General features: G+C 54.6%; 18 protein-coding genes and 2 pseudogenes. 7 read left to right on the forward strand and 13 right to left on the reverse strand.

What is annotated here, in order from left to right; genetic code table 11:
* Nucleotides 1-48 precede the first annotated feature (48 nt).
* From JMJ16_RS15310 to JMJ16_RS15330, 5 genes and pseudogenes are all read right to left on the reverse strand, one after another.
* Complete coding sequence (locus JMJ16_RS15310; protein ID WP_236601524.1) at nucleotides 49-1,761, reverse strand: ISL3 family transposase; 1,713 nt, start codon at nucleotides 1,759-1,761, stop codon at nucleotides 49-51.
* Nucleotides 1,762-1,906: 145 nt separating this feature from the next.
* Nucleotides 1,907-2,575, reverse strand: coding sequence for a peroxiredoxin-like family protein (locus JMJ16_RS15315; RefSeq protein WP_201382563.1), 669 nt, complete (start codon nucleotides 2,573-2,575; stop codon nucleotides 1,907-1,909).
* A 101-nt stretch (nucleotides 2,576-2,676) separates the two neighbouring features.
* Complete coding sequence (locus JMJ16_RS15320) at nucleotides 2,677-3,261, reverse strand: TetR/AcrR family transcriptional regulator (RefSeq protein ID WP_201382565.1); 585 nt, start codon at nucleotides 3,259-3,261, stop codon at nucleotides 2,677-2,679.
* A 378-nt stretch (nucleotides 3,262-3,639) separates the two neighbouring features.
* Nucleotides 3,640-5,148, reverse strand: coding sequence for a YncE family protein (locus tag JMJ16_RS15325; protein WP_201382567.1), 1,509 nt, complete (start codon nucleotides 5,146-5,148; stop codon nucleotides 3,640-3,642).
* 122 nt (nucleotides 5,149-5,270) lie between these two features.
* Nucleotides 5,271-6,023, reverse strand: a pseudogene (locus tag JMJ16_RS15330) (DUF305 domain-containing protein); the annotation flags it as partial.
* 658 nt (nucleotides 6,024-6,681) lie between these two features.
* On the opposite strand from JMJ16_RS15330, the gene JMJ16_RS15335 reads away from it, so the two are divergent.
* From JMJ16_RS15335 to JMJ16_RS15345, 4 genes and pseudogenes are all read left to right on the forward strand, one after another.
* Entirely contained in the window at nucleotides 6,682-6,954 is a 273-nt protein-coding gene (locus tag JMJ16_RS15335; protein ID WP_201382571.1) for a hypothetical protein, read from the forward strand.
* Between the two features lie 537 nt (nucleotides 6,955-7,491).
* Nucleotides 7,492-7,917, forward strand: a pseudogene (locus tag JMJ16_RS57100) (DUF1634 domain-containing protein); the annotation flags it as partial.
* A gap of 75 nt (nucleotides 7,918-7,992) precedes the next feature.
* Nucleotides 7,993-8,829 carry a sulfite exporter TauE/SafE family protein gene (locus tag JMJ16_RS57105; RefSeq protein ID WP_374226815.1) on the forward strand — a complete coding sequence of 279 codons (837 nt, stop codon included), beginning with the start codon at nucleotides 7,993-7,995 and terminating at the stop codon, nucleotides 8,827-8,829.
* A 156-nt stretch (nucleotides 8,830-8,985) separates the two neighbouring features.
* Nucleotides 8,986-9,786 (forward strand): molybdopterin-dependent oxidoreductase, encoded by an 801-nt coding sequence (locus JMJ16_RS15345; protein WP_201382574.1) that lies wholly within the window; start codon nucleotides 8,986-8,988, stop codon nucleotides 9,784-9,786.
* On the opposite strand, the gene JMJ16_RS15350 is transcribed toward JMJ16_RS15345, so the two are convergent.
* From JMJ16_RS15350 to JMJ16_RS15380, 7 genes are all read right to left on the reverse strand, one after another.
* Complete coding sequence (locus JMJ16_RS15350) at nucleotides 9,761-10,477, reverse strand: IS6 family transposase (RefSeq protein ID WP_201382576.1); 717 nt, start codon at nucleotides 10,475-10,477, stop codon at nucleotides 9,761-9,763. The two genes, JMJ16_RS15345 and JMJ16_RS15350, sit on opposite strands and share 26 nt — an antisense overlap.
* Before the next feature lie 494 nt (nucleotides 10,478-10,971).
* Complete coding sequence (locus JMJ16_RS15355) at nucleotides 10,972-11,229, reverse strand: response regulator (protein ID WP_236601516.1); 258 nt, start codon at nucleotides 11,227-11,229, stop codon at nucleotides 10,972-10,974.
* 9 nt (nucleotides 11,230-11,238) lie between these two features.
* Nucleotides 11,239-14,904 carry a PAS domain S-box protein gene (locus JMJ16_RS15360; protein WP_201382579.1) on the reverse strand — a complete coding sequence of 1,222 codons (3,666 nt, stop codon included), beginning with the start codon at nucleotides 14,902-14,904 and terminating at the stop codon, nucleotides 11,239-11,241.
* A 271-nt stretch (nucleotides 14,905-15,175) separates the two neighbouring features.
* Nucleotides 15,176-15,352, reverse strand: a complete 177-nt coding sequence (locus JMJ16_RS15365) for a hypothetical protein (RefSeq protein WP_201382581.1) — start codon at nucleotides 15,350-15,352, stop codon at nucleotides 15,176-15,178.
* A gap of 294 nt (nucleotides 15,353-15,646) precedes the next feature.
* Entirely contained in the window at nucleotides 15,647-16,402 is a 756-nt protein-coding gene (locus JMJ16_RS15370; RefSeq protein WP_236601517.1) for an SDR family NAD(P)-dependent oxidoreductase, read from the reverse strand.
* Nucleotides 16,403-16,460: 58 nt separating this feature from the next.
* On the reverse strand, nucleotides 16,461-17,432 hold the full coding sequence (locus JMJ16_RS15375) for a zinc-dependent alcohol dehydrogenase family protein (RefSeq protein ID WP_201382585.1): 972 nt from the start codon (nucleotides 17,430-17,432) through the stop codon (nucleotides 16,461-16,463).
* 303 nt (nucleotides 17,433-17,735) lie between these two features.
* Complete coding sequence (locus tag JMJ16_RS15380) at nucleotides 17,736-18,200, reverse strand: MarR family winged helix-turn-helix transcriptional regulator (protein WP_201382586.1); 465 nt, start codon at nucleotides 18,198-18,200, stop codon at nucleotides 17,736-17,738.
* A gap of 396 nt (nucleotides 18,201-18,596) precedes the next feature.
* Here JMJ16_RS15380 and JMJ16_RS15385 point away from each other — a divergent pair, with 396 nt between their 5' ends.
* The gene (locus tag JMJ16_RS15385; protein ID WP_236601518.1) at nucleotides 18,597-18,992 is read left to right on the forward strand and encodes a hypothetical protein; all 396 of its coding nucleotides are present in this window, start codon (nucleotides 18,597-18,599) and stop codon (nucleotides 18,990-18,992) included.
* 514 nt (nucleotides 18,993-19,506) lie between these two features.
* On the opposite strand, the gene JMJ16_RS15390 is transcribed toward JMJ16_RS15385, so the two are convergent.
* Nucleotides 19,507-19,752, reverse strand: a complete 246-nt coding sequence (locus tag JMJ16_RS15390; RefSeq protein ID WP_305068090.1) for a hypothetical protein — start codon at nucleotides 19,750-19,752, stop codon at nucleotides 19,507-19,509.
* A gap of 260 nt (nucleotides 19,753-20,012) precedes the next feature.
* Here JMJ16_RS15390 and JMJ16_RS15395 point away from each other — a divergent pair, with 260 nt between their 5' ends.
* Together JMJ16_RS15395 and JMJ16_RS15400 are read left to right on the forward strand one after the other, a co-directional pair.
* Entirely contained in the window at nucleotides 20,013-20,483 is a 471-nt protein-coding gene (locus tag JMJ16_RS15395; RefSeq protein ID WP_201382587.1) for a MerR family transcriptional regulator, read from the forward strand.
* Nucleotides 20,480-21,298 (forward strand): SDR family NAD(P)-dependent oxidoreductase, encoded by an 819-nt coding sequence (locus JMJ16_RS15400; protein WP_201382588.1) that lies wholly within the window; start codon nucleotides 20,480-20,482, stop codon nucleotides 21,296-21,298. The genes JMJ16_RS15395 and JMJ16_RS15400 overlap by 4 nt, the downstream gene beginning before the upstream one ends.
* The last annotated feature ends 213 nt before the right edge of the window (nucleotides 21,299-21,511 follow it).

Below are 21,511 nucleotides of genomic sequence, written 5' to 3' on the forward strand. Positions count from 1 at the left end.
TATCACCACGAGGGATGACCAGCGAATCGCCCATCCGTCAAGCACCGACTATGCAGCTGCGATGGCTGCCGGTGTGGACCCAGTGCCATGTGTCTCAAGAGTGGCAGGAACCGCCACCTGCGAGGAGCGTCTACGCTGCTCTTTACCCAATGATTCCCCTGCTGCTGGGTGGAGCAGAACACGGCGTTGCAGGAGCGCAAATCCGGCTTGTCCATAGGAACTACGCTTGATCCATTTTACTTTATTGACAAAGCCTTCGACCACTCCGTTGCTCCAGGTCAGGCTGCATCCGTTGGTAACCGCCTCCGCATCATCGGCTAGTCCATCAACAAAAGCGATCAGTTCCGCGATCCCACTGGCTTGGACAGCGGCTTTCCATTGTTCCAGATGTGTTCGTCCCTCGTGTTTTCGTAGGAGGTAGCCAAAGTCCTGCGCAAGCTTGAACACGAGAGCGATGGTCTCATTGCTCTGGATGAGCTGATCCAGATAGGCCGCTTGCTCTCTCGTGCGGTTTTGTGCTGGCCTCACCATCATGAGCGCAACGCCTCTGGACGAAGGAGGCTTGTCCCAGATGATTGTCTGCTTAGAGACGGGGCGTGCGACGTTCTGACGAAAAGGACGAAGCCGCCTCTGAAGCGTGCGCTGCGTCCCAGTATATCCTTGAGTGACAATTTCCTCGTACAGCTTGGCCACGTTGTGGCACCCCTGGTTCCATCGCAAAGTGAGGTAGGAAAGGTAGGGATCAACGATGGAAGAAGAGCGAGATCGTCGTCGCGGAGGCGGAGGTGTCTCCTGTTCGAGGGTACGGTAGACTTTGCTTGAACTGACGCCAACGAGCTGGGCAATCTGCCCTTTGTGGTAGCCTTGCCGATACAGTTTCCAGATCCGCTTATGAAGTTTGACTTGTTGGCGATGACGCTCCTGCCGCTCTTGTGCGACTTTTTCAGGGACTGCCGTCCTCGTAGCTAGACGCGTTTTGCCTGTGCTCCCTTGTGTTGCCTTTTTGAGTGCACGTTCTTGCGTGCGAAAGAACTTCTCCAGGGCTTCGGCAAAATTCTTTTGCAAGTGAAAGCGATCGACCACCTGTTTGGCCTGAGGCGCGCCCTCAGTGGCAGCTTCTCGGAAGATTTTGCCACGATCACGTGAGACCAAATCAATTTCGGGATGCGTGCACAACCATGCTTTACTCGTTTCGGCGGAACGCTCTGCTAACAACTGCACGATCCGCCGCTTTTCCAGGTCCACGAGAATGGTCCCATAGCGCTGGCCTTTTTTCCATGCCCACTCGTCTATTCCCACCTTCGCTACCTCGCCTTCACTGGGCAAGGGAAGCTGCAAGACGCGACGGATGATGGTTTTGGCAGTGGTGGGCATGCCAAGGGACGAGGCGATCCGCGCTGCATCGGCCCCATTGGTGGTCACTCCTAGTGCCTGAAGCGCCTTGACGAGCCGATCCGTCATTCGTGCATAGCGCTGGACCAACTCTGGGAAGCGCTCGGCAAAGATGTGTTGGGGACAGGATGCCTCGTGACAGATCCACTTGCGCACTCGTAACTTGAGCACAAGGCATCGGCCGCCAAAGGCAACATCGGCAATGGTGCGCTGATAGTGGCTATGGACTCGAGAGCCAGGCGTCCCACATCGTGGGCAAAGAGCTCTTGACGAGGTTGCATGAAGATGGACGATGATTATCTGATTCTGGATCTCGATAGTCTCAAGATGTACCGTTGAAGGAAATGCAAAAACAGGGGAAAGATCGATGGAAGCGCCTCCAGATGACTTAAATGATTGGAACTGACGCTATTATACCACAAAGCCAAGTCAGTAGGCACACCGAATATGTCCCAGAGCCAGAACGGGTGAGAAAATGCGACACCGAATTTTGTAATTTACACCCGAGAGACCTTTACTTGCTCATGGTGCGCAGGCTATCGAGGAGCGCGGATGGCTCCAGGCGGTGGGTGTAGTCCGCATCGGCGTAGGTCAGGCGGATGGTGCCATCCTGGGAGATGATGAAGGTGCCGGGTACAGGTAGCTCCCAGGACTCGTCACCGTTGAAGGCGGGTATGTCGGAGCCAAGGCTCTTGAGGAGGGTGCGTGTTTGCTCCTCAATCGAGAAAACTAGGCCAAACTGACGAGCGACCTTGTTGCCCTGGTCGCTCAGGACCGGAAAGGCCAGCTCATGCTTCTCGCTCATAGAGAGTGAGTGATCAGGTGTCTGAGGCGAGATAGCGATGAGACTCGCGCCCAGCTCCTTGATCTGGGGCAGAACCTGCTGATAGGCATGGAGCTGCAGATTGCAGTAGGGGCACCACTCACCACGATAGAACGTGACGACGACCGATCCCTGCTGGAGAAGCCCCGCGAGCGAGACCTGGCGTCCCAGAGCATCGGGCAGCATGAAAGAAGGAGCTTTCTCACCCACCTGCAACGCGTTCTTTTCTACGCCAGACTCAATGAGCGTGTTGATATGCTGGCTAAACTGGTCAACGACCTGGAGAGGAGCCTGAGTCGCGAGCTGGGCATTGAACTCATTAATTTGCTGCTCAAGCGTTGCGTTCTGGTCTATAGACATCGTTTTCTTCCCTTTCTTTTTACCAATGAACAACTTTTTGTTAGTTAACTAACTTAATTTATGCGTGGAAGAGGATCACTCTGTGTGCTCCCAATGGGTGCTTATGGAAGTGCTGCCTGGTGAGAGGCGGCGAGATCGTCAAGCCACTTTTCGAGGCGGGTGAGTTTGCGCTCGAACATTTCTAGCGAGCGCAGGCTCTGGAACAGGAGATAGATCCCCTGCATGTTCGCGAGCAGGTCTACGGCCAGGTCGCGTGCCTCGTCGCCGAAGTCAAGCTGGCGGAACTGCTTCTCGGCCCAGTCCACCTGGAGAGCAAAGAGTTCAGAGGAGGACTGAGCCAGGGGCGTCTCCTCTTTCTCCAGTTCCAGGCAGAGCGTGGCGTAAGGACAACCATAGCTCATCAATTGGTCACGGGAGGAGCGTCCGATACACGCCAGAGCTTTGAGCCGTTGCCAGGGGTCTGGCAGGGCCTCAAGAGCATGCAGATTAGCGCGGATCTCCTGTAAATGCGCTTTGATGACAGCCTCGACCAGGGCATCCTTGGTCTTAAAGTAGTAGTAGACGTTGCCAAGGGGAACCCCTGACGCCTGGGCGACATCCGCCAGCGTCGTGCGATGGGTGCCTTGCTGGTACATCACCTGCGTGGCGGCCTCGATCAGGCGCTGGCGTTTCTCCTCTCCTGGCATACCCTTGATCTCCTCTGCAAAAATGAGTTAGTTAACTTACAAATAGAGTATACATGAGCGGAAATCAGATTGTCAAGGATAGTGGTAAATGCCTCGGAACCCGGACCATTTTTGCCTTGAAACAGGCACATTTGCCCCGACATACGGAAAATTGGTAGTGACTCTATTGAGAAGTGATATATAAGGGAGTCACTACCCCAATGTGAGCACTGGTACAAAACTACTTGAGCCAACCGCTTCACATCTGGGGTATCAGCAGAGAAGAGCGTAAATAACAACGAGATCTACACCCCTTTGAGGGGTCACAAGATTACGGCGGGCTTAGCGTATGTTTTGCCCGCCGTAATCTTGTGACCCTATCATGGCACCATTTCTTCCTCATTGCGCCTGGACCTGCACGGGCGTTGCGTGCTGCGTAGCGGTCCCAGGATAGATCACAAGGTAGCGGCGTGGCATGTTGTTCTGCCCCTGCACGACTTGTCGGATCGGACCGACGGTGTTGACAATAGCGGCGCCTGCCGCGTTCGTCGTGAAGACCTCCAGCGGCTCCAGCGTGCCGTTGCCATTCGGATCTGAGGAGAGCGCAAGCACATAGGATTGCTTAGGGGCGAGCCCGGTCACGGCTGCTTGCAGTACCTGCACCTGCCCTTGATCAAACAGCGAGGCACTGGTAGGGGCTTGCTGCCCGGCTGCCAGTTTTGCCGGCTTGCCATTCTTTAGTGGCACGAGCGAGAGATGCGTGGCTTGTTTAGCGATGCCAAGCGAAGTGAGGCCCTGCGTACCAGTGCCGCTCGGCACGGCATTGGGCACGTACGTGATCGCCTGACACCCTTGCCCAATTGGGCTTTTCCCTACCACCTGGTTGGTCAGCGTATTAATGGCAACCAGGTTATCTCCGTTTTCAAGCCCGACATAGACCCGTGTTCCATCGCCGGACGGCCAGATCCCATGCGGCAACGCGCCGACCGGAATGGTCGCAACTTGAGCGAAGTTGTCGGTGCGGAATACCTTGACCTCGTTGAGCCCACCGATGGTGATATAGGCAAACGTGCCGTGGGCATTGTGGACGATATTGACATGGTTGGTAATCGGTCCCGTGTCAAGTGTTTTCAACATCGAGAAAGGTGGCTGGCCATCGAACACCTGCACCCTACCCGTGTCCTTCAATGTGTACCAGACCTGTTTACCGTCCGGCGTCGCCGCAATATTTGGGCAGAACGGGCTTGCCTGGGGGATCCGCTTGATAACCTTGTGATCGGTGACCGTGATCACGTCGGTCTCAGGAGTGAAGGAGGAGCAGACATAGCCGTATTTGTCATCGGGGGAAAAAATCGTCATGCCCGGTCCATTCGCCACGGTGATGCGGGTCTTCTCCTGATACGTGGCGCCATCAAGAACGGAGACGTAGTTCTCGCCACGGACGGTCACCCAGGCCTCCTTCCCATCTGGCGTGTAGAACGCTTCATGAGGCGAGCGTCCGACATAGGTGACGTGTTTCACGGTATTAGTTGCCGTGTCGATGAAGGCAACGGAATTCGAGGCGATCGAAACGACCAGGAGGGTGCGATGATCGGGTGAGAAGCCCATGCCATGCACGAGCAACTGCCCTGTATACAGTGGGTTGAGATTGGCTGGGGTTGGGGCTCCCAGATTAATGGCACCCAGGAGCTTGTTGTCGACCGGATCGGTGACGGTGACGGTGTTTGACCATTGGTCCGCAGTATAGACGCGGTCTCGGTGGCTGAGGGCTATATCTGGAGAGGTTGGTGTCCCAAACGGAACCTGCCCCGCCCAGGCGATTGGGGGAGAGACAGAGGCCGTGGGAATAAGCGATGCCATAACCAGGGTCATGGTAATCAGCACAATACTAAAAAAGCTGCGTTTCATGCGGATACTCCTATTTGTTACAGATACCGCATAAATGTACAATACGAAGATAGCCGTTATATGCTGATCAAAGATAGCTCATGGGACAACGACTCAGACGAAGGAGGTCACCCACGCTCGCCGAGTTGCATCGCGACGATCTCCTGCTGCTGGGTAGCGATGATTTCCTGAGCAAGGCCGCGAAGAGGCTCATCATGCCCATACATCAGCTCGGCTTTTGCCATATCGATGGCGCCCTGATGATGCGGCACCATCATGGCGACGAAATCTCTATCCACGTCACCGGATGGTTTGATCTTCATCCCTACCATCATTTTGGCCATTGCCGCATTGTTCTTGGCGAAGAACGGCCCCTCATCCTGGCTGGTGAACTGGGAGGAAGATGTAGGAATATCAACGAGTGCGAGCCGCATCGTAGCAATATCCTCTTGCTGAGTGACGATGATTTCCTGAGCAATGGCGCGGAGTTTCTCGTTATGCCCATAGCTCAGTTCGGCTTTTGCCATGTCGATGGCGCCCTGATGATGCGGCACCATCATGGCGACGAAGTCTCTATCCACGTCACCAGATGGTTTGATCTTCATCCCTACCATCATTTTGGCCATTGCCGCATTATTCTTGGCGAAGAACGACATTTCCTCAGCATTCGAAGAGGGTGTCGTGTTGCTAAGGGTGATGCCAATGATGAGAGCGGTGGCAAGGAGTAACACCCCTAAACCGAACACCATCCAGTGAAAGAGAGGCACGCTGCCTCTCAGCCTGTCCATAGTCGTTGCTCGTGAAGGTTCATCACACTGCTCGGCTGCACGTAGACGCGCTTCAGCTCGTCGCTGCCCGCGAGTTCCAAGGACGTCTATTGATCGCCTTCTTTCCATCACATCCTCCTCTTGTCTCCTTCGGGAACGTACAGATCCTCGACATCGTCTGTAAGCAGGAACGTCCTCATCCTTGAGCTCTCCCCATCGGCGCAGGAATACGACAAAACGCTAGAAGGCTCTTCGCATGGCCTTGATCTTCCTCTCTATGGCCATCCCTGTAATCTGCGAGTGCTCCAACAAGAAGAATAGTTGATGAGAGCAAGAGACGTGCCACCTGATTTACGCGAATCATCTGCCAGACCCATCGAGCCATGAAACGCATAAACCATTCTGCTGGTGGGAGGTAACGATTTTGCTTCCACGTCCCTTTTCTCTTCCTGGCTTTGTCATTCAAGGGTTTCCGCCTTACTCATGTAGAGCTTTATTCTCGAACGATAGAGCGAGGGATAGAATATTACAGTGAAATGGTTTTCAGGTTTTTCGCTTCTCTGGTCACGAGATTTACCATAATCCTGCAGCCAAATCCTACGATCTGTTTGTGTACCTTATGGATTGAGAGAGAATGGGAGCCAGCAAACTGGTAACGTCTCCCCGTCAGCAGCCCCTCCTCTCATCCCGACCTGGACGGTGAAAATACGGGAGAAGGGCATGGAGCAAGTTAAGGAGCCACAAGGCAAGAAGGCATGTGCGCAGTGCAGCAAAGAGAAAAACCTCATTGAATTTTATCGCACAAAAAAACGGGGCTGATGGGCGGATGAAAATGTGCATCCAATGTTTCAAGAAGAATAAAGAGGAACGCCAACGACGCGAACATGAGGAATGGGAACGTCGACGCTGCGAACGCGAGGCACAATTACAGGAGGAACGTGAGCGGCAAGAGCGCCTGGAGGTTTATGAACGCGAGCGCCAGGCGAAACGACAGGCAGAAATGGTAACTGATCTACCATGTGGTTCTGCCCACGGGATGCGCAACGAGATGTACGTATAAACAAAATAAAGTGGCTTGGACCGCCCTTTGTCGCCATCGCGCTTTGGCGATAAAGCGTAATTTCCACGCACCTCTCCAGCAAGCAAGTATAAGACCGAAGTAGCTTGTAAAGCCGACTCAAACAATATCGCCTGCTTACTGTAAGCTCGTTTCACATCCCATGGGCAGAGCCAAATGTTGAGCAGCTTAACCATTGCAGTGTGGAAATATGGCTCTAGAAGCGAATGATTGTACGCCTTCATTGGTAATTCTGGTGGGCAGGAGGTCACACATCTCGCGCTTTATCTGCAATGTACTACAGGTTGTTTACACGCTCACACTGAAAAGAGAAGGAGGCAGCCATATGTGCAAAAATTTACAGCTTGCTCTTGTATTATTCCAACAGGCTATGATTCAATGCAAATCATAAATTGTCATTATGTGCGGTAATAATCTCTCTTGAAGAAGAACAGGATCATCCGAGTCATACACAAACGTGTCTCAAGAAGATCCCCTGATCAAAAATGGAAGAATCGGAAGGTTTTTGGGGAGGTTCGAGTGATACGACACCTGCGTTCCTTTTTCTCGGCTCATCAGGTTTCTGGTGGGGATCAGCAGGGCTCAGACCCATCTGAACACCAGCAAGAGCCAGTACCTTACCCATATGCCTGGGCGACTGCTCTAATTGGCGGGGTTCTGCAAGGCGGCGTGTTGATCAGCGCTGCGGTGATGCTGGTTGGGATTATTCTGCTTCCCACTCGACCAGGGGGGCTTTCTCCAGAGCGTTTACTGGTCTTTCCGTTCACCGGGTCTGCACTGGTAGCCAGCCTGGCTCAATGGCATCCCCAGGGGATCATCACACTGGGCTTACTGTTGTTGATTGCCACACCTGTTTTACGCGTAGCGGTCTCGATCGTGATGTTTGCGGTAGAACGTGATCACACCTATGTGTTCATTACCTGTCTAGTGCTGGCTATTTTGCTGTTCAGTATCTTTGGTGTGGGCACCTGGAGTTCCGGGCAACACGCCGCGCTGACTGGAGGGATACAGTTTTCCGCACTGGCTCCCGTGCTGATTTTCCTGGCGTCGATCGCCGCGGGTTTACTCGGCTCGCTGGTGGGTCTCGGCGGTGGCGTGCTAATCGTGCCGCTGCTCATCCTGATCTTTAAACTGCCCGTCACGTTTGCCATTGGCGCGAGCATCATCTCGGTCATCGCGACCTCCAGCGGCGCGGCAGCAGCCTATGTACGCGATCGCCTCACCAATCTGCGCATTGGGATGTTTCTGGAGATTGCCACCACGATCGGAGCGATCAGTGGGGCGTTTCTCGCCGGTGTGCTAGCTCCCAATTTGCTGAACATCATCTTTGGAGTCATTCTCTTGCTTTCTGCCGCGCCGTTGGTGGTCGAAATCGGCGAAGACACTCCTCAGGGGGTGAAAAACGATCACCTGGCAACCTGGTTGCACCTTTCCAGTATCTACCCTGACCACAAACTGGGGAAGGATATGGCGTATCAGGTAACGCGCACTCCCTGGGGACTGGCTATGATGTACGTTGCTGGCCTGATCTCAGGGCTCCTGGGCATTGGCAGCGGAACCTTTAAGGTCATCGCGCTGGACTCCTTGATGCGGTTGCCGATCAAGGTCAGTACGACGACCTCCAATTTTATGATTGGGGTCACGGCGGCGGCCAGTGCGGGCATCTATTTCTCGCGTGGGGATATTCCCCCGCTGATCGCGGCTCCGGTCGCGCTGGGCATTCTCGTTGGCGCGCTGGTCGGAGCACGCCTGCTCGCGAGCATCAGCAACAAACTGCTTCGGCTGATCTTCTTGTTGGTGTTGCTCGTCAGCGCCATCGAGATGATCTTGCATGGAGTCGGGTGGGGAGCATTTTAGCGAAAAAACGGGACAAACGTGTCTCACAAAACCAGCTGATCCTCCCAAGCGAGAAGCATGGTGAAACCCTCTTCTCAGGCCAGCCCTGCCCTTGCAGGGAGAGATCAGGGGTTGCTCCCTGGTGTACCGCGTCGTGAAAGGAGAAAAAGATGCAAAATGAAGACCGCTTCAGTGTTAACGGTCTATCAAGAAGACCCGTTGAATGCCGGAACGTCACTTGCATATCTGACGCAGATATTTTTGACACCGTCCGACTGGTTTTTTATCCGTGGACACGGCACGATCCCTCTGGTGGGCCGAGACACCTATCGTCTCGTCGTGAAGGGAATGGTCCAGCATCCCCTGGAGCTCTCGATGGAGGAGCTACTCACCCAATTTCCCCAGCGCCAGCTTGTCGCGACACTTATCTGTGCTGGCAGCCGGCGCAACGAACTGGTGGCCATTCACCCTCTGCCGGGAGAAATCCTCTGGGGTGCTGATTGGATCAGCATCCTAGAGGACACGGCGGGAGTCGAGGAAGAGGCCCGCTATGTAGCCTTTCGTGGGCGCGACCAAGCTCAGGTCGCAGGCGACTTGGGGCATTTTTGCAGTTCAACTCGCCTGGAAAAGGTGCTGACGCCCGAAGTCTTGCTGGTCCACGAAATGAACGGCGCTCCCCTGCCTCGTGAACATGGCTTTCCCTTGCGCATTCTCGTGCCAGACTATGTCGGGGCCAGAAGCGTCAAGTGGCTGCAGGACATCACGCTCCAGAGCCAGCCATCCACCAATTATTTCCAGGCTCGCGATTACAAAACCTTTCCTCCAACGGTGGCAGCGGAAACCGTCGATTGGGAGCAGATATTGTCAACTTATCGAGAGAATGGAAGAGTTTGTAAAAAAGAAGGGCGAGGGAAAGCGAAGAAGCAGAAGAAGAGGAGTGGATACTGCAGTACTATGCCGCAGTTTTTGTTGCAGTGACCTCATTCCAAGTCTGGAAGCGGGTCTGTAAAATGGAACGGTATTCCCCAGCACTCAGACGATGTCTTCGCGGTTGAAAATGGCCAGAGATGAGGCCGAAAGCCGAGAGAAAGCGTTGGGCGTGTTTGGCGGATTTGAAGCGTCGCATTTTCTTCTCTCGCAGTCGTGTAGGTTGGTGTGAATTCTCGGCTCGATTGTTTAGCCCTTTGTGCTGCCGGTGCTCTACGCCTGGCAGAAGCTCGCGTTTGACTGCTCCATAGCTCTTCAGTTTATCAGTGATAACCACGCGTGGCGCGTATTGGAGTCCTTTGAGAAGCTTCCGGAAGAAGCGTTTGGCTGCATGTGTGTTCCGTCGACTCTGCACCAGAATATCAAGCACGCTGCCGTCTTGATCCACTGCTCGCCACAGGTAATGGGTCTTCCCATTGATCTTCAGAAAGACTTCATCCAGATGCCATTTGTCACCACACCGAGGGCGACGACGTTTCAACTCGTTGGCATATGTTTGCCCAAATTTCAGGCACCACTGGCGAACGGTTTCATAACTTACCACAATTCCCCGCTGTGCCAGCAGCTCTTCAACATCGCGAAAACTGAGCGAGAAGCGAAAATAAAGCCAAACCGCGTGGCTAACGATTTCGGGTGGAAAGCGAAACCCCTTGTAGCTCGGAAGCGTTGTATTCGTTTTCATGAGGCTATTCTAGCACGTTGTTCAGCTATGTTCCAAGTTGACAATACCTCACAATGCGCTCAAGTTCGTCACAAGCGTGTTTTTGCCTGTATTGACGATCATTTATATGCTCGCTGTCCCTGGGGTGCGTAAAGAGTTCGGCGTCTCCCTCTAAGCGCCCTCGCCTCTCACACGAAAAAGATGGGCCTGCCCTCCTCTCCCTCAGTCTTGCGTGCGAGGGGAAGAGAGCAGGCCCGCGTCTCTGGTGCGCTGGCAACTACTGAACGGCTGCAAGCCGCGTCATGAGCCGGTCTATGCGCTCCTCGATGTAGGGGACGGGCTAAAGATGGGGTCTATGGCGCAATGGACCAGAAAAGTGGTTTAAGGCCGATTCCGGCGTGAGATAGCCTCATAGAAGCTGCAATGAATGCATAAAGAGCATAGATGCAACGAAATCAGCGATGCAACTCTTTTTTGTGCTTCCTGTTAACCCGCTCTGGAAGCCAATTCAGAGCTTAAACCACTTTTCTGTTCCATTGCACCACAGACCCCTTCATCCCAGGGAGTTGGTAATCGAGCAGAAACAACGCAGGCGTGATGGTTGAAAGCATCATCAGCGCTCTCTCGCCACTTGAAGCAAGATAGCCTTGATAGGTCGTCTCCTCCTGGAACGTTTCCAGCAGAAGGTTCCCAAGAATGGGATCATCTTCGACAATGAGAATACTCTTGGCAATGACAACCTCGCTGCATACCTGTTGTTGGAAAGTCTTCATGTACGTTCCTCATGTTCTTTTCCGGGGAAGCATCACCTGAAAGGTCGATCCTTTTCCCCGTTCGCTTTCGACGGTGATGGTCCCCCCATAGTGTTTCACAATCTCCGCGACAATGTACAATCCCATGCCCAGGCCGGGGATCGCCTTCTGCCTGGGATCAACGACCCGATAGAACCGGTCAAAAATCTTGTCGCGCTTTTCGCGCGGGATGCCCAGGCCGTGATCCTGCACACGGATCGTGACCGCATCTTCGGAGGTGGAGAGATCCATCTCGATAGTCTGGGCATGAGGAGAATACTTGATAGCATTACTGAGCAGGTTGGTGAAGACCTGTCCCAGCCGGTCTTTATCTCCCACCAGGGAGCAGGAAGTTGCGCCACGTACCACAATGGTATGCGTCGCCTTGATCTGTTGCATCGTGTCGGCCACCTCATGGAGCAAGGCGTCGAGATCGACTATCTCCTGCCGATACCCCAGTTTGCCAGCCTGGATTTTGGAGACGTCTAGCAAGTCTTCCACCAGCCGGATAAGTTTGTTGATCTGGGTCTCCATGCTGGAAAGTGCCGGAGCAGAAGCCGGAATGCCTTGCTTGGCCAGTTGCCGGTGCAGCAAGGTGGTCTGCAGTTTCAAGGCCGTGAGCGGGTTCCTCAGTTCATGGCTGGCCATACTGATAAAGTCGTCCTTGCGTTGTTCGAGTTCCTTGCGCGCGGAGTTATCCAGCACAAAGCCGATTGTGCGGAGCAGCGGGGCGCGTCGTAAGGCCACGACTCCCACAATCACGGGAAGGCGACTGCCATCTTTACAGACATATTCTTTCTCATAGGGGGTTCCATATTGTTGAACAACGAGTTCCTGGCGTGCTTGCTGCGTGCGAGCCAGGTACTCTGGAGGCGTCATGCGCATCCAGTTGATGTGCCCCGCGCGGAGGTCTTCGCGGGTATAGCCGGTCATGCGCAGATAGGTGTCATTGGCATCCACAATCTGCTCTCCTTCGCCGAAGAAGATCCCGATAATACGGGAGTTCATCAGGATGTTGACGCGTTCCTGGCTCTCTCGTAGGGCTTCCTCAGTCCGTTTCCGCTCCTCGATGTCGGTGCACGTACCAAACCACTTGACGATCTGGCCTGCTTCATCACGGACCGGCGCCCCGCGAGTTAAGAACCAGCGATACTCCCCGGTCTGACCGTTTCTGAGACGCTCTTCGTGCTCATACATGTCTCCTGTGTCCAGGGCATGCTGGAAGTTCGCTCGATTGCTTTCACGATCATCGGGATGGATGAACTGGAGATGAGACCATCTGTCGCTTTGTATCTGTTCAAGCGTCAACCCGGTGTAGTCACGCCAGCGCTGGTTCACATACTCGTGCAAGCCGTCGGGTCGCGCTGTCCACACCAGTTGGGGCACCGTTTCGGCCAGCACACGCAGGTTCTCCCGGCTTTCTTTGATCCTCTCTTCAGCCTGTTTCTGCTCCTCGATGTCGGTGCAGGTGCCAACCCAATGCAGGATCGTGCCCTGGGCATTACGCTGCGGCACGCCTCGGACCAGAAACCAGCGATAGGCTCCATTGATACCGTCTTGCAGGCGATGCTCCACTTCATAGGGCACCCCTGTCTCGATGGAGGTCTGCCACGCCTTCCATACTCGTTGTCGGTCATCAGGATGCACACCCGCCATCCAGCCAGCTCCTTCGGCCTGTTCGTGGGTCATTGCCAGAAAGTCGATCAAGCGTTGATTGTTGTAGGTGATCGACCCATCAGGTCCTGCGATCCAGACGAATTGGGGGATAGCATCGATCAGGACACGCAGTTCAGCTTCGGCCTGCTTTTTGTCATGAATATCGGTGCAGGTGCCAAACCATTTGACGATCTGACCTGCTTCATCGCGCACCGGCGTGCCGCGGGCTAAGAACCAGCGATAGGCTCCCGTTTGGTCATCCCTGAGACGATATTCGATCTCATAGGCTTCACCCGAGGCAAGCGCATGATGCCAGACTGTTAAGGTGTGCTCAAGATCGTCCGGGTGTAAAAACTGGCTCCATCCATGGCCCAATGTGTGTTCGGGGGAGGAACCACTATAGTCATACCACCGTTGATTCCAGTACTCCACCGAGCCATCTGGCGAGGTCGTCCACACCAACTGTGGGACTGTTTCAGCCAGCACCCGCCAGTTCTCCTCACTGGTTTTGATGCTCTCTTCGGCTCGTTTCTGCTCCTCGATGTCGGTGCAGGTGCCAAACCACTTCACGATCTGGCCTGCGTCATCGCGCACGGGCATGGCACGAGCTAAGAACCAGCGATAGCCCCCCGTTCGGCCATTCCTGACTCGATATTCGCACTCGAAGGATTCACCTGTTTCAAGCGCATGACGCCAGAGCGTGAGCGTATGCTGATAATCGTCGGGGTGGATGGCCTGGAGCCAGCCGTTCCCCTGGTATTGTTCAAAGGTCATGTCGGTATAGTCACACCAGCGTTGGTTGCCGTATTCACTCGAGCCATCGGGACCCAGCATCCAGACAAATTGGGGGATGGCATCAACCAGGACACGGATCTCGTCTTCGATCTGCTTTTTGTCATGAATATCGGTGCAGGTACCAACATATTTGAGGACCGTCCCCCGCGCATCAGTGTAGGGTGTGGCTTGCATCAGGAACCAGCGATACTCCCCGGTCGTGCCATGGCGCAGGCGCTGTTCCGTTTCATAGGGCTCGCCGTTCTGGACGGCGCGCTGCCACACCCCCAGGACGCGTTGCCGGTCCTCCGGATGCGTACACTGCATCCATCCATCCCCCTGGGCCTCTTCGGTGCTCAGGCCCGTATAATCGCGCCAGCGTCGATTATACGAGTCGACGTAGCCGTCTGGTCGCCCCGTCCAGACCAACTGGGGGATGGCATCGATCAGCGTATGGATGTCTGCTTCAGCTCTCTTGCGTTCGGTGAGGTCGATCCCGGTGATGACGAGGTACTCGATGTGGTTGTTCACGTCCATATGGGGAGTGATCGTTGCCTCAAGGGGAAGGTCCATCCCTTCCCTGGGGTGTACCAGGGCCTCGAAACGCACCGTTTCTCCCGTGCTGGCTTGTGCGATGGCGGCGCGGAGCTGCTCTTGACTGGCAGGAGCAAAGGACCACCAGGGGGCCTCAGTTAGCGGTTTGCCAATCACCTCCTCGCGTCGGATGTGCGCGTCTTCTAACGGGACCGCATTGATGTCCAGCACGATCCCCTCTGGCGTCAAGATCCCGATCCTGGTATGCAAGCCATCCAGGTCATCGATGCAGAGGCGCTCCCCCTGGGGAAACATCTCCTGGCGTGGTGCAGGTGCTCTCCCCTTGTGGAAATGCAATAGGATCCCTCCAACGGTCGGAGCGAGCTGCACGTGCAGCCAGGTCCGGGTCACGCGAGGACGATACTCCACTTCGGTCGGTTCCTGGGTTTGCCTGGCCTCCATGACTGCCTGGCAGAGCGCGGTGCTCACCAGGTGGGGAGCGCAGCGCCAGAAGCTGCTCCCAAGGCATTCCTCGGGCAGTGCTCCGGTGATGTCCTGCGCGCTTGCATTGGCATAGACAATGGTATCAGCGTCATCGACGACAAATACAGCATCAGGAAGGGTCTCTAGCATGTGGAGGAGCGTCTCACTCGACCCAGGAGTGAGACGCTTGGTCTGCTTTTCATTGTCCATACGGGTGGTACCTCTCCCTTTCACGTACCCCCATCCCTGAGAACGAAGATGCATTCCTGCTCGAATCGAAAGCACTTCTCGTGAAATGATGTGATATCTGTGAGAAACAAGCCAGCTGGACTGGACTTCAGTACCAGGTCTCGCTCGAAGGAACACGAGCATGAGCAACCACGAGAGACGCTCAAGAAGCCTCGCAGAACGCTCAAGCAGCAGAGCATCCTCGAAATGTGAGGAACCATTGCTGAGAATGCTGCGCCTTTAGCTTCTTCTCTTAGAGAAAACCGTTCTTGCGAGCGTCAGTGGTGGCTTTGGGTTGTTGGTCGTCGTTCCGTTCTTTCTCACGGGCCTGGGTATGACGAACAAGGAAGACGCGAGAAACATCCAGGGCGACTCTTACTGTCGAGTTCCAGCCAGGTGCGCGTGATGTCCCCAATGGACAAGATGTCAATAAAAGAAGTTCCATGGGGAGCGGATTTCCCAGGCAATGAATCGTCGCTTCCCACGATTGACGCCGATTTTCTCGCGTTTCGCCTCAAAAGGGGGTCTTGGTCACGTTCGGTGGAACGGCAGTGATAAAAAGCAATGATGTGAGATGGATCGGCTTCTTTTGAGCTTTTCCTCTTTGTCTCCCGAGATCTGTTGAGGTTTTCCACCGAACGCGACCAGGACCCTCAAAAGCTGCCCACATTTCACACTATTTACCAACACGATCTCCATGGTTCTCTCCGCTTTGCCGCCTCGATTACGCCAGCAGTCCCCCGTCGATTGTGATCGTTGTACCGGTAATGTATGATGCCGCAGGGCTAGCGAGAAAGACGATGGCAGCAGCAATCTCGTCGGGCCGGCCATAGCGGCCAAGGGCGATGGTTGGCAGCAGACTGGCTGAGAACGGGCTCTGGGCCGGGTTCATGTCGGTGTCAATGGCACCCGGCTGCACCACATTGACCGTAATCCCTCGGGCTCCCAGATCCCGCGCCCAGCCCCTGGTATACCCCGCGATGGCCGCCTTGGTGGCACTATAGTCCGCCAGGCCCGTGGTTCCCACCCGGGAGGCGAACCAGGAGCCCACCGAGATGATGCGTCCTCCCTCCCCCATGACCCGCGCCGCTGCCCGCACCGCCGTTGCCACGCCTGCCAGGTTGACCGCCATCAAGCGAGCGAAGCGAGCTTCATCTCGCTCGGGATCATGCACTTCCCCCATGACCAGGACCCCGGCGTTATTGACCAGAATATCCAGGTGGCCGAAGCGCTCGACGACCTGTTCAATCAATCCCGTCACCTGCACTGGATCAGCCTGATCTGCTTGAAAAGCCCTGGCGCGCACGCCTTTCTCCTGGAGTTCCTGAGTAATACCCTCTGCTTTCGCCGCCGAGGCAGAATCTCTATAGCTCACGGCAATATCGGCGCCTTCTTCGGCAAGCGCTCGTGCCGTGGCAGCCCCAATCCCCCGCGATCCCCCCGTAACCAGGGCCACCTTTCCCGTCAATGTCTGTGTCATGTGTGATTGCTCCTTTTTTGTAAGTTCACGCACGCTGCTTCGCACGAGCGTGAACCACTCAGGCGATTTTGAAAAGCACTTTGCCCCCGCGTTGCCCATGGGCCAGTGCTTGTTTGTACTCGGAAAGAGCATAGGCTCCGGCGACAGGCACCTGCAGCTTCCTCTCGGCGATCAGCCGAACACCCGTCTTGATGGCTTCCTGAAACTGGGGGGAGTGGTGAACCGCCGGGTGATCAATCCACAAACCTCGAACAGTCAGATCGCGAAAGACGGTATCGACCGGGCTCACAAACGTGGGCTGACCCGTGATCGAGGAATAGACCACCACCGTTCCTCCAGGGGCGACGCTCCCAGCCACCGAGAGCGCCGCCTCTCCACCGACGCCCTCCAATCCCAGAGCGATATTCGCGTGGCCAGTCGCTTCGACGACTCGGGCAGCGACCCCTGCTCCATCCAACAGGACCACATTGCTTCCCGCCGCACGCAGGTCCTCGATCAGTTCGGGCCTTCGCACCAGGCTCACAGTACGCAGACCACGCTCCCTGGCCACGGCAATCACCGCGCGTCCCACGCCCGAATTGCCAGCATTTTGGATGATCCACTCCCCAGAGGAAAGCGAGACGAATTCGCTCAGCAGCAGCGCGGCGGTCGAGGGATTAATACTGGCCATGGCCAACTGTTGTGGATCAGCGTGGAGTGGCAAGGCGAAGAGATCTGTTGCTGGGACAACGAGCCGTTCGCGAAAGGCGGGGCTCGGATGGGGTGCGAGCACTCGATCTCCCAGGTTCAGGTGGTGGACGCCCTCTCCCACCTCCAGGACACGCGCTACTCCTTCGCTGCCCGCGCCGGCAGGTAACGCGGGGAGCACCCCATACCACCCTCTGGCTCGCAACAGATCGACCGGATTCAGCGGGGCGTACTCCATGCCAATCAGCACCTCATGAGCCTTTGGGGGCGCTGGATCAGGCAGGGTGACCAGTTCCATCACCTCGGCTGGTTCACCAAAAGTCGAGAATTGCAGTGCGTACATGCTTGTTCTCCTTGTTCGTCTGGCCGTCCACACACGGGACAGCCCTAGACCCCACGAAGAGGATTCCTCCCTCTCAGGGCCTCTAAATAGGGGTATATGCCCCTTTTGACAAAAGAAAAAACGGAACGATTCACCAGCGCTTGGCTGGATGATTCCCAGTGTTGCTCAGGAAGAAGAATCCGTGAGTGCTCTGATCCGCAGGGCGCACGCACCTGTTTTCAGCTTTGAAACGTGGATACTTCCAGTGAGAGACATGCTCATTGCTTTTCAAATAGGGGCATATGCCCCTATTTGAACAAAAAATTATGCCAACTCCTCCAGTGTTTCGACGTTTTTCAGCTCAGCCAGAAGATTCTGCATGCGTTGCGCCCCAAACCGAGCCATCATCTGCTCTTGCGCCTGAACCCAATAGGGGTGCGTCTCGGTCAGTACCTGCTGTCCCCGTTCAGTCAGCCGTACCACGCGAGTGCGCCGGTCGCTGCCTGGTTCAACGAGGACCAGTCCCTGCTCCTCAAGCGGTTTCAAGGCGCGGGCAAGCGCACTGCGATCCATAGCTAACTGTTCAGCCAGAAGCATCACCGTTTCCGGTTCAGAGAGCGCGATGACCACCAGGACCGTATACTGCGTCATCCGCAATCCGCTGGGCTGTAAGAACGTATCGTAGACCTGGGTGATAACCCGTGCGGCTTTGCGCACGTGCGAGCACGCACAGGCATCAGCGAACGCTCGCAAGGCCGCTCTATCGAGTTGCGGTGTTTCTTCTTCCATAGTTAGGAGTATATGCCCCTAATTGGGAAATGTCAAGCCCTCTCCTGGAAAGGAAACAGGGAAGCTTTAGCTCATCTGCTGCTCTCGCTCCCTCGCCACGAATGGGCATGGTTGCGATACACGAAGAAGCTGCCTCTGGCTTTCTCATGAGGAGAGACGTTTTCAAGAGCATTGCTCCCAAACTCAAAGCAAAGGCTGGAGACCAGGAGGGTCGTGCTCCTGTGGCCAGGGAGAAGCTTTCTCTTCTTTGGCCCCCTCACCCTTGCACAGAGTCAAGGCTGTATTGCCCACGGATTGCGCAACGAGCTAGCGGATAGCTAGCGGATAGCGAACGCCTGTCCCAAAATGGTCTCCTTGAAGGAAAAGAAGTACCCTTTTTCCTTCAAGGAGACCGCCATGACAAGTATCGCCGATTCTTCTGTTCAAATCCACACATCGTCCGAGTTGGCTCCCTGTCCACCTCCCTGGTTTGGAGAAGTCGTGCTGCTGGTCACACATCTCAAGAAGCAAGGAGTGCTCAGCAAACTCTGCGAGCAGGTGCGTTTTGCCCGGCGACGCTTCGGACGGTATGAAGTCATTGACTTTCTTGCGGTGCTCTTCGGCTATGCCATCAGTGGAGAGCGGACTTTGGAGGAGTTCTACGAGAGCCTCCAGCCTTTTGCCGCCCCGTTCATGGCCTTGTTTGACCGGGACCAGTTGCCCTCCCGTTCAGCGCTCTCACGTTTTTTAGCGGCATTGACGGAGGAACCGGTCGAGACCCTGCGCACGCTCTTTCTCGATGATGGCCTCTGAGTATTAATGGATACTGTTGCTAAATTCGTTTGCCAGGCTGAAACGAACAGAATGCCATGCTCAGGTTGAGCACCAAGAAACAATTTAGCAACAGTATATTCTGAAAAACCTAAAAAAGCTCTGGTATTCGCGTTTCATGCGGAGTGGTGCGCCGCGTCAGCGGCGCATGACGTTTCATTAATGGAACGAAAACGGGTTCTGACGCAAAGTTGGTGGTAAGCTCTTCAAAACCAAGGTGGATATTGCGCAGATTTCCCTGATCGGGAAGAGAAACCAGCACAACCTTGTTATTGAGAGTGATATGGATTTTTTATTACCCCCCTGCTCTGGCTTGAAGCTGATCTCCATGGAAATCACTGGCAAGCAACTCGTTGTCCTGGTTACCAGCTCGAATCCAATGACTCGCTGCCCCTTGTGTCAGACGGCTTCACGGCAGGTTCATTGTTATTACACCCGCGTCATCACCGATCTGTGTTGGGCCCGAAAACGCACGCTAAGGAATTTGCCTCTTCCACTAGCTCTGTGATGTATCATTTTCGCGAAGTCTGCGTTTGTTGATGTAGGTGTTGAGCGAGTGATGGTTTGGATAGTTGAGGATTTTGGCGATCTTGCGCACGGAAAGTCCAAGATTCAGCAGTTCCTTGATCCGTGGGAAATCGGCATCAAATTTGCTTTTCTGAATTGTTCCCTTCGGCTTACCAAGAGTGGTTCCCTGGCTCTTCTTGGCGGCCAGGGCTTCCCTGGTCCTCATACTGATCAAGTCACGTTCCAGCTCAGCTAATAGAGAGAAGTAGTAAATGCCCCGAAGAGTGAGCGGCTTTTGCCCAAAAGAGCAAGCTTTTGCCCTCAAGGGTGAGCACAGGTGGTACCCCATCCAGGCATGCGGCTCCTGATCTCGTCTCTTTCATTGATCACTTGTAAATGAGCCTCCTCCTGAATGCGATGAAGCACTACCGTTTGCCTTTTTTGGAAAGCAATGACTCTTGACTTCAAGCACTTTAAGTTTTGTATACTGTTCCTATGAAAAAGAAGACCTTAAAAACGACTGGCAGTGAAACATTCACTATCAATGAGATAGCAATTGCCACTGGTCTGCCAGAATCCACTCTTCGCTATTATGAGAAGGTTGGGCTTATCTCGCCCATTCCACGGGGCGAGATAAGTGGCCATCGCATCTATCCCGCAAGCAGTCTCGTGATTATTGATGGTCTCGCCTGCTTGCGAGCAAGCGGTCTCAGCCTTGAGGAGATGCGTCTGGCATTAGCGTTCTGGTCCCAGGGGGATGAGACAATCTCCGCTCAAAAGTCCCTTTTTCAAAAACATGTCGAGCGCATTGATCACGAACTGGAAATGCTCAACACAAGACGAGCCTATTTGAGTGCGAAGGTAGCTTGTCTTGAGGCCAAAGAGCGTGGTGATCAGGAAGCGGCTCAACGATTTCAAGAGCAATATGAGGCTGTTGCAACCACATTAAAGGAACAACATAGATGAGCAAAACATGGCTGATTACCGGAACTTCAAAAGGATTTGGTCGTGCCTGGGCGGAGGCGGCCCTTTTGCGGGGGGATCGCGTCGCGGCCACTGCAAGAAATCTCAGCGATATTGAGGATTTGGTCGAGCAATATGGTGAGCAGATTTTTCCCATCCAATTAGATGTGACGAGTTCCCAGGACTGTTTTCAAGCTGTGAACGCTGCTTTTGAATACTTCTCTGCCCTCGATGTCATTGTGAACAATGCTGGCTATGGATTAGATGGTGCTGTAGAAGAGATTAGCGAGCAAGAAGCGCGGGCTATTATGGATACCAACTTCTTTGGAGCATTGTGGATAACGCAAGCAGCCCTTCCACATCTCCGGAAACAAGGGCACGGACACATTCTCCAAGTCGCTTCTTTGGGAGGGCAGGTCGGGTTTCCAGGAGCGAGTTTATATTGTGCGAGCAAATGGGCATTGGAAGGCATGTCTGAGGCGCTGAGTAAAGAAGTCAGGCCGTTCGGCATCCATGTCACCATCATTGAACCGGGGGGCTTTGATACAGAATGGTCGAAAGGATCAATGCACCACGCCAGAGAACTCCCTGCCTATCATCAAGAGCGAGAACAGCGACCAGTGACAAGTGAAAGTGTGACTGCGGGTGATCCACGAGCATCCGCCAAAGCTCTTTTCGCTGTTGTAGAGAGCGAGACTCCTCCCCTTCGTCTTCTGCTGGGAACGTTTGCCGCAACGATGATGCCAAAGGTCTATGCAGAGCGATTACAGGAATGGAAAGCATGGGAAGAGATTTCTCTGCAAGCTGAAGGCAAGTAACCTCTTCGGCTCCAAGCTCACAAACCAACAGAGCGCCTGTGGCAACGTCTGTCTGTCAGAGAAGCAAAGTGACGGTGGAGACCCCCATCCGTTGTTTTGTGAGCTTGCGCTGATATCTTTATTCCCTGCTTTCAAGACATCTCTCCGGGAGCGGAAAAGGGTATCGTTTGACGGAAAGCGGCCCATGTACAAACGATCAACGAAGGAGACGAG

It is taken from the genome of Ktedonobacter sp. SOSP1-52 (genome assembly GCF_016587395.1).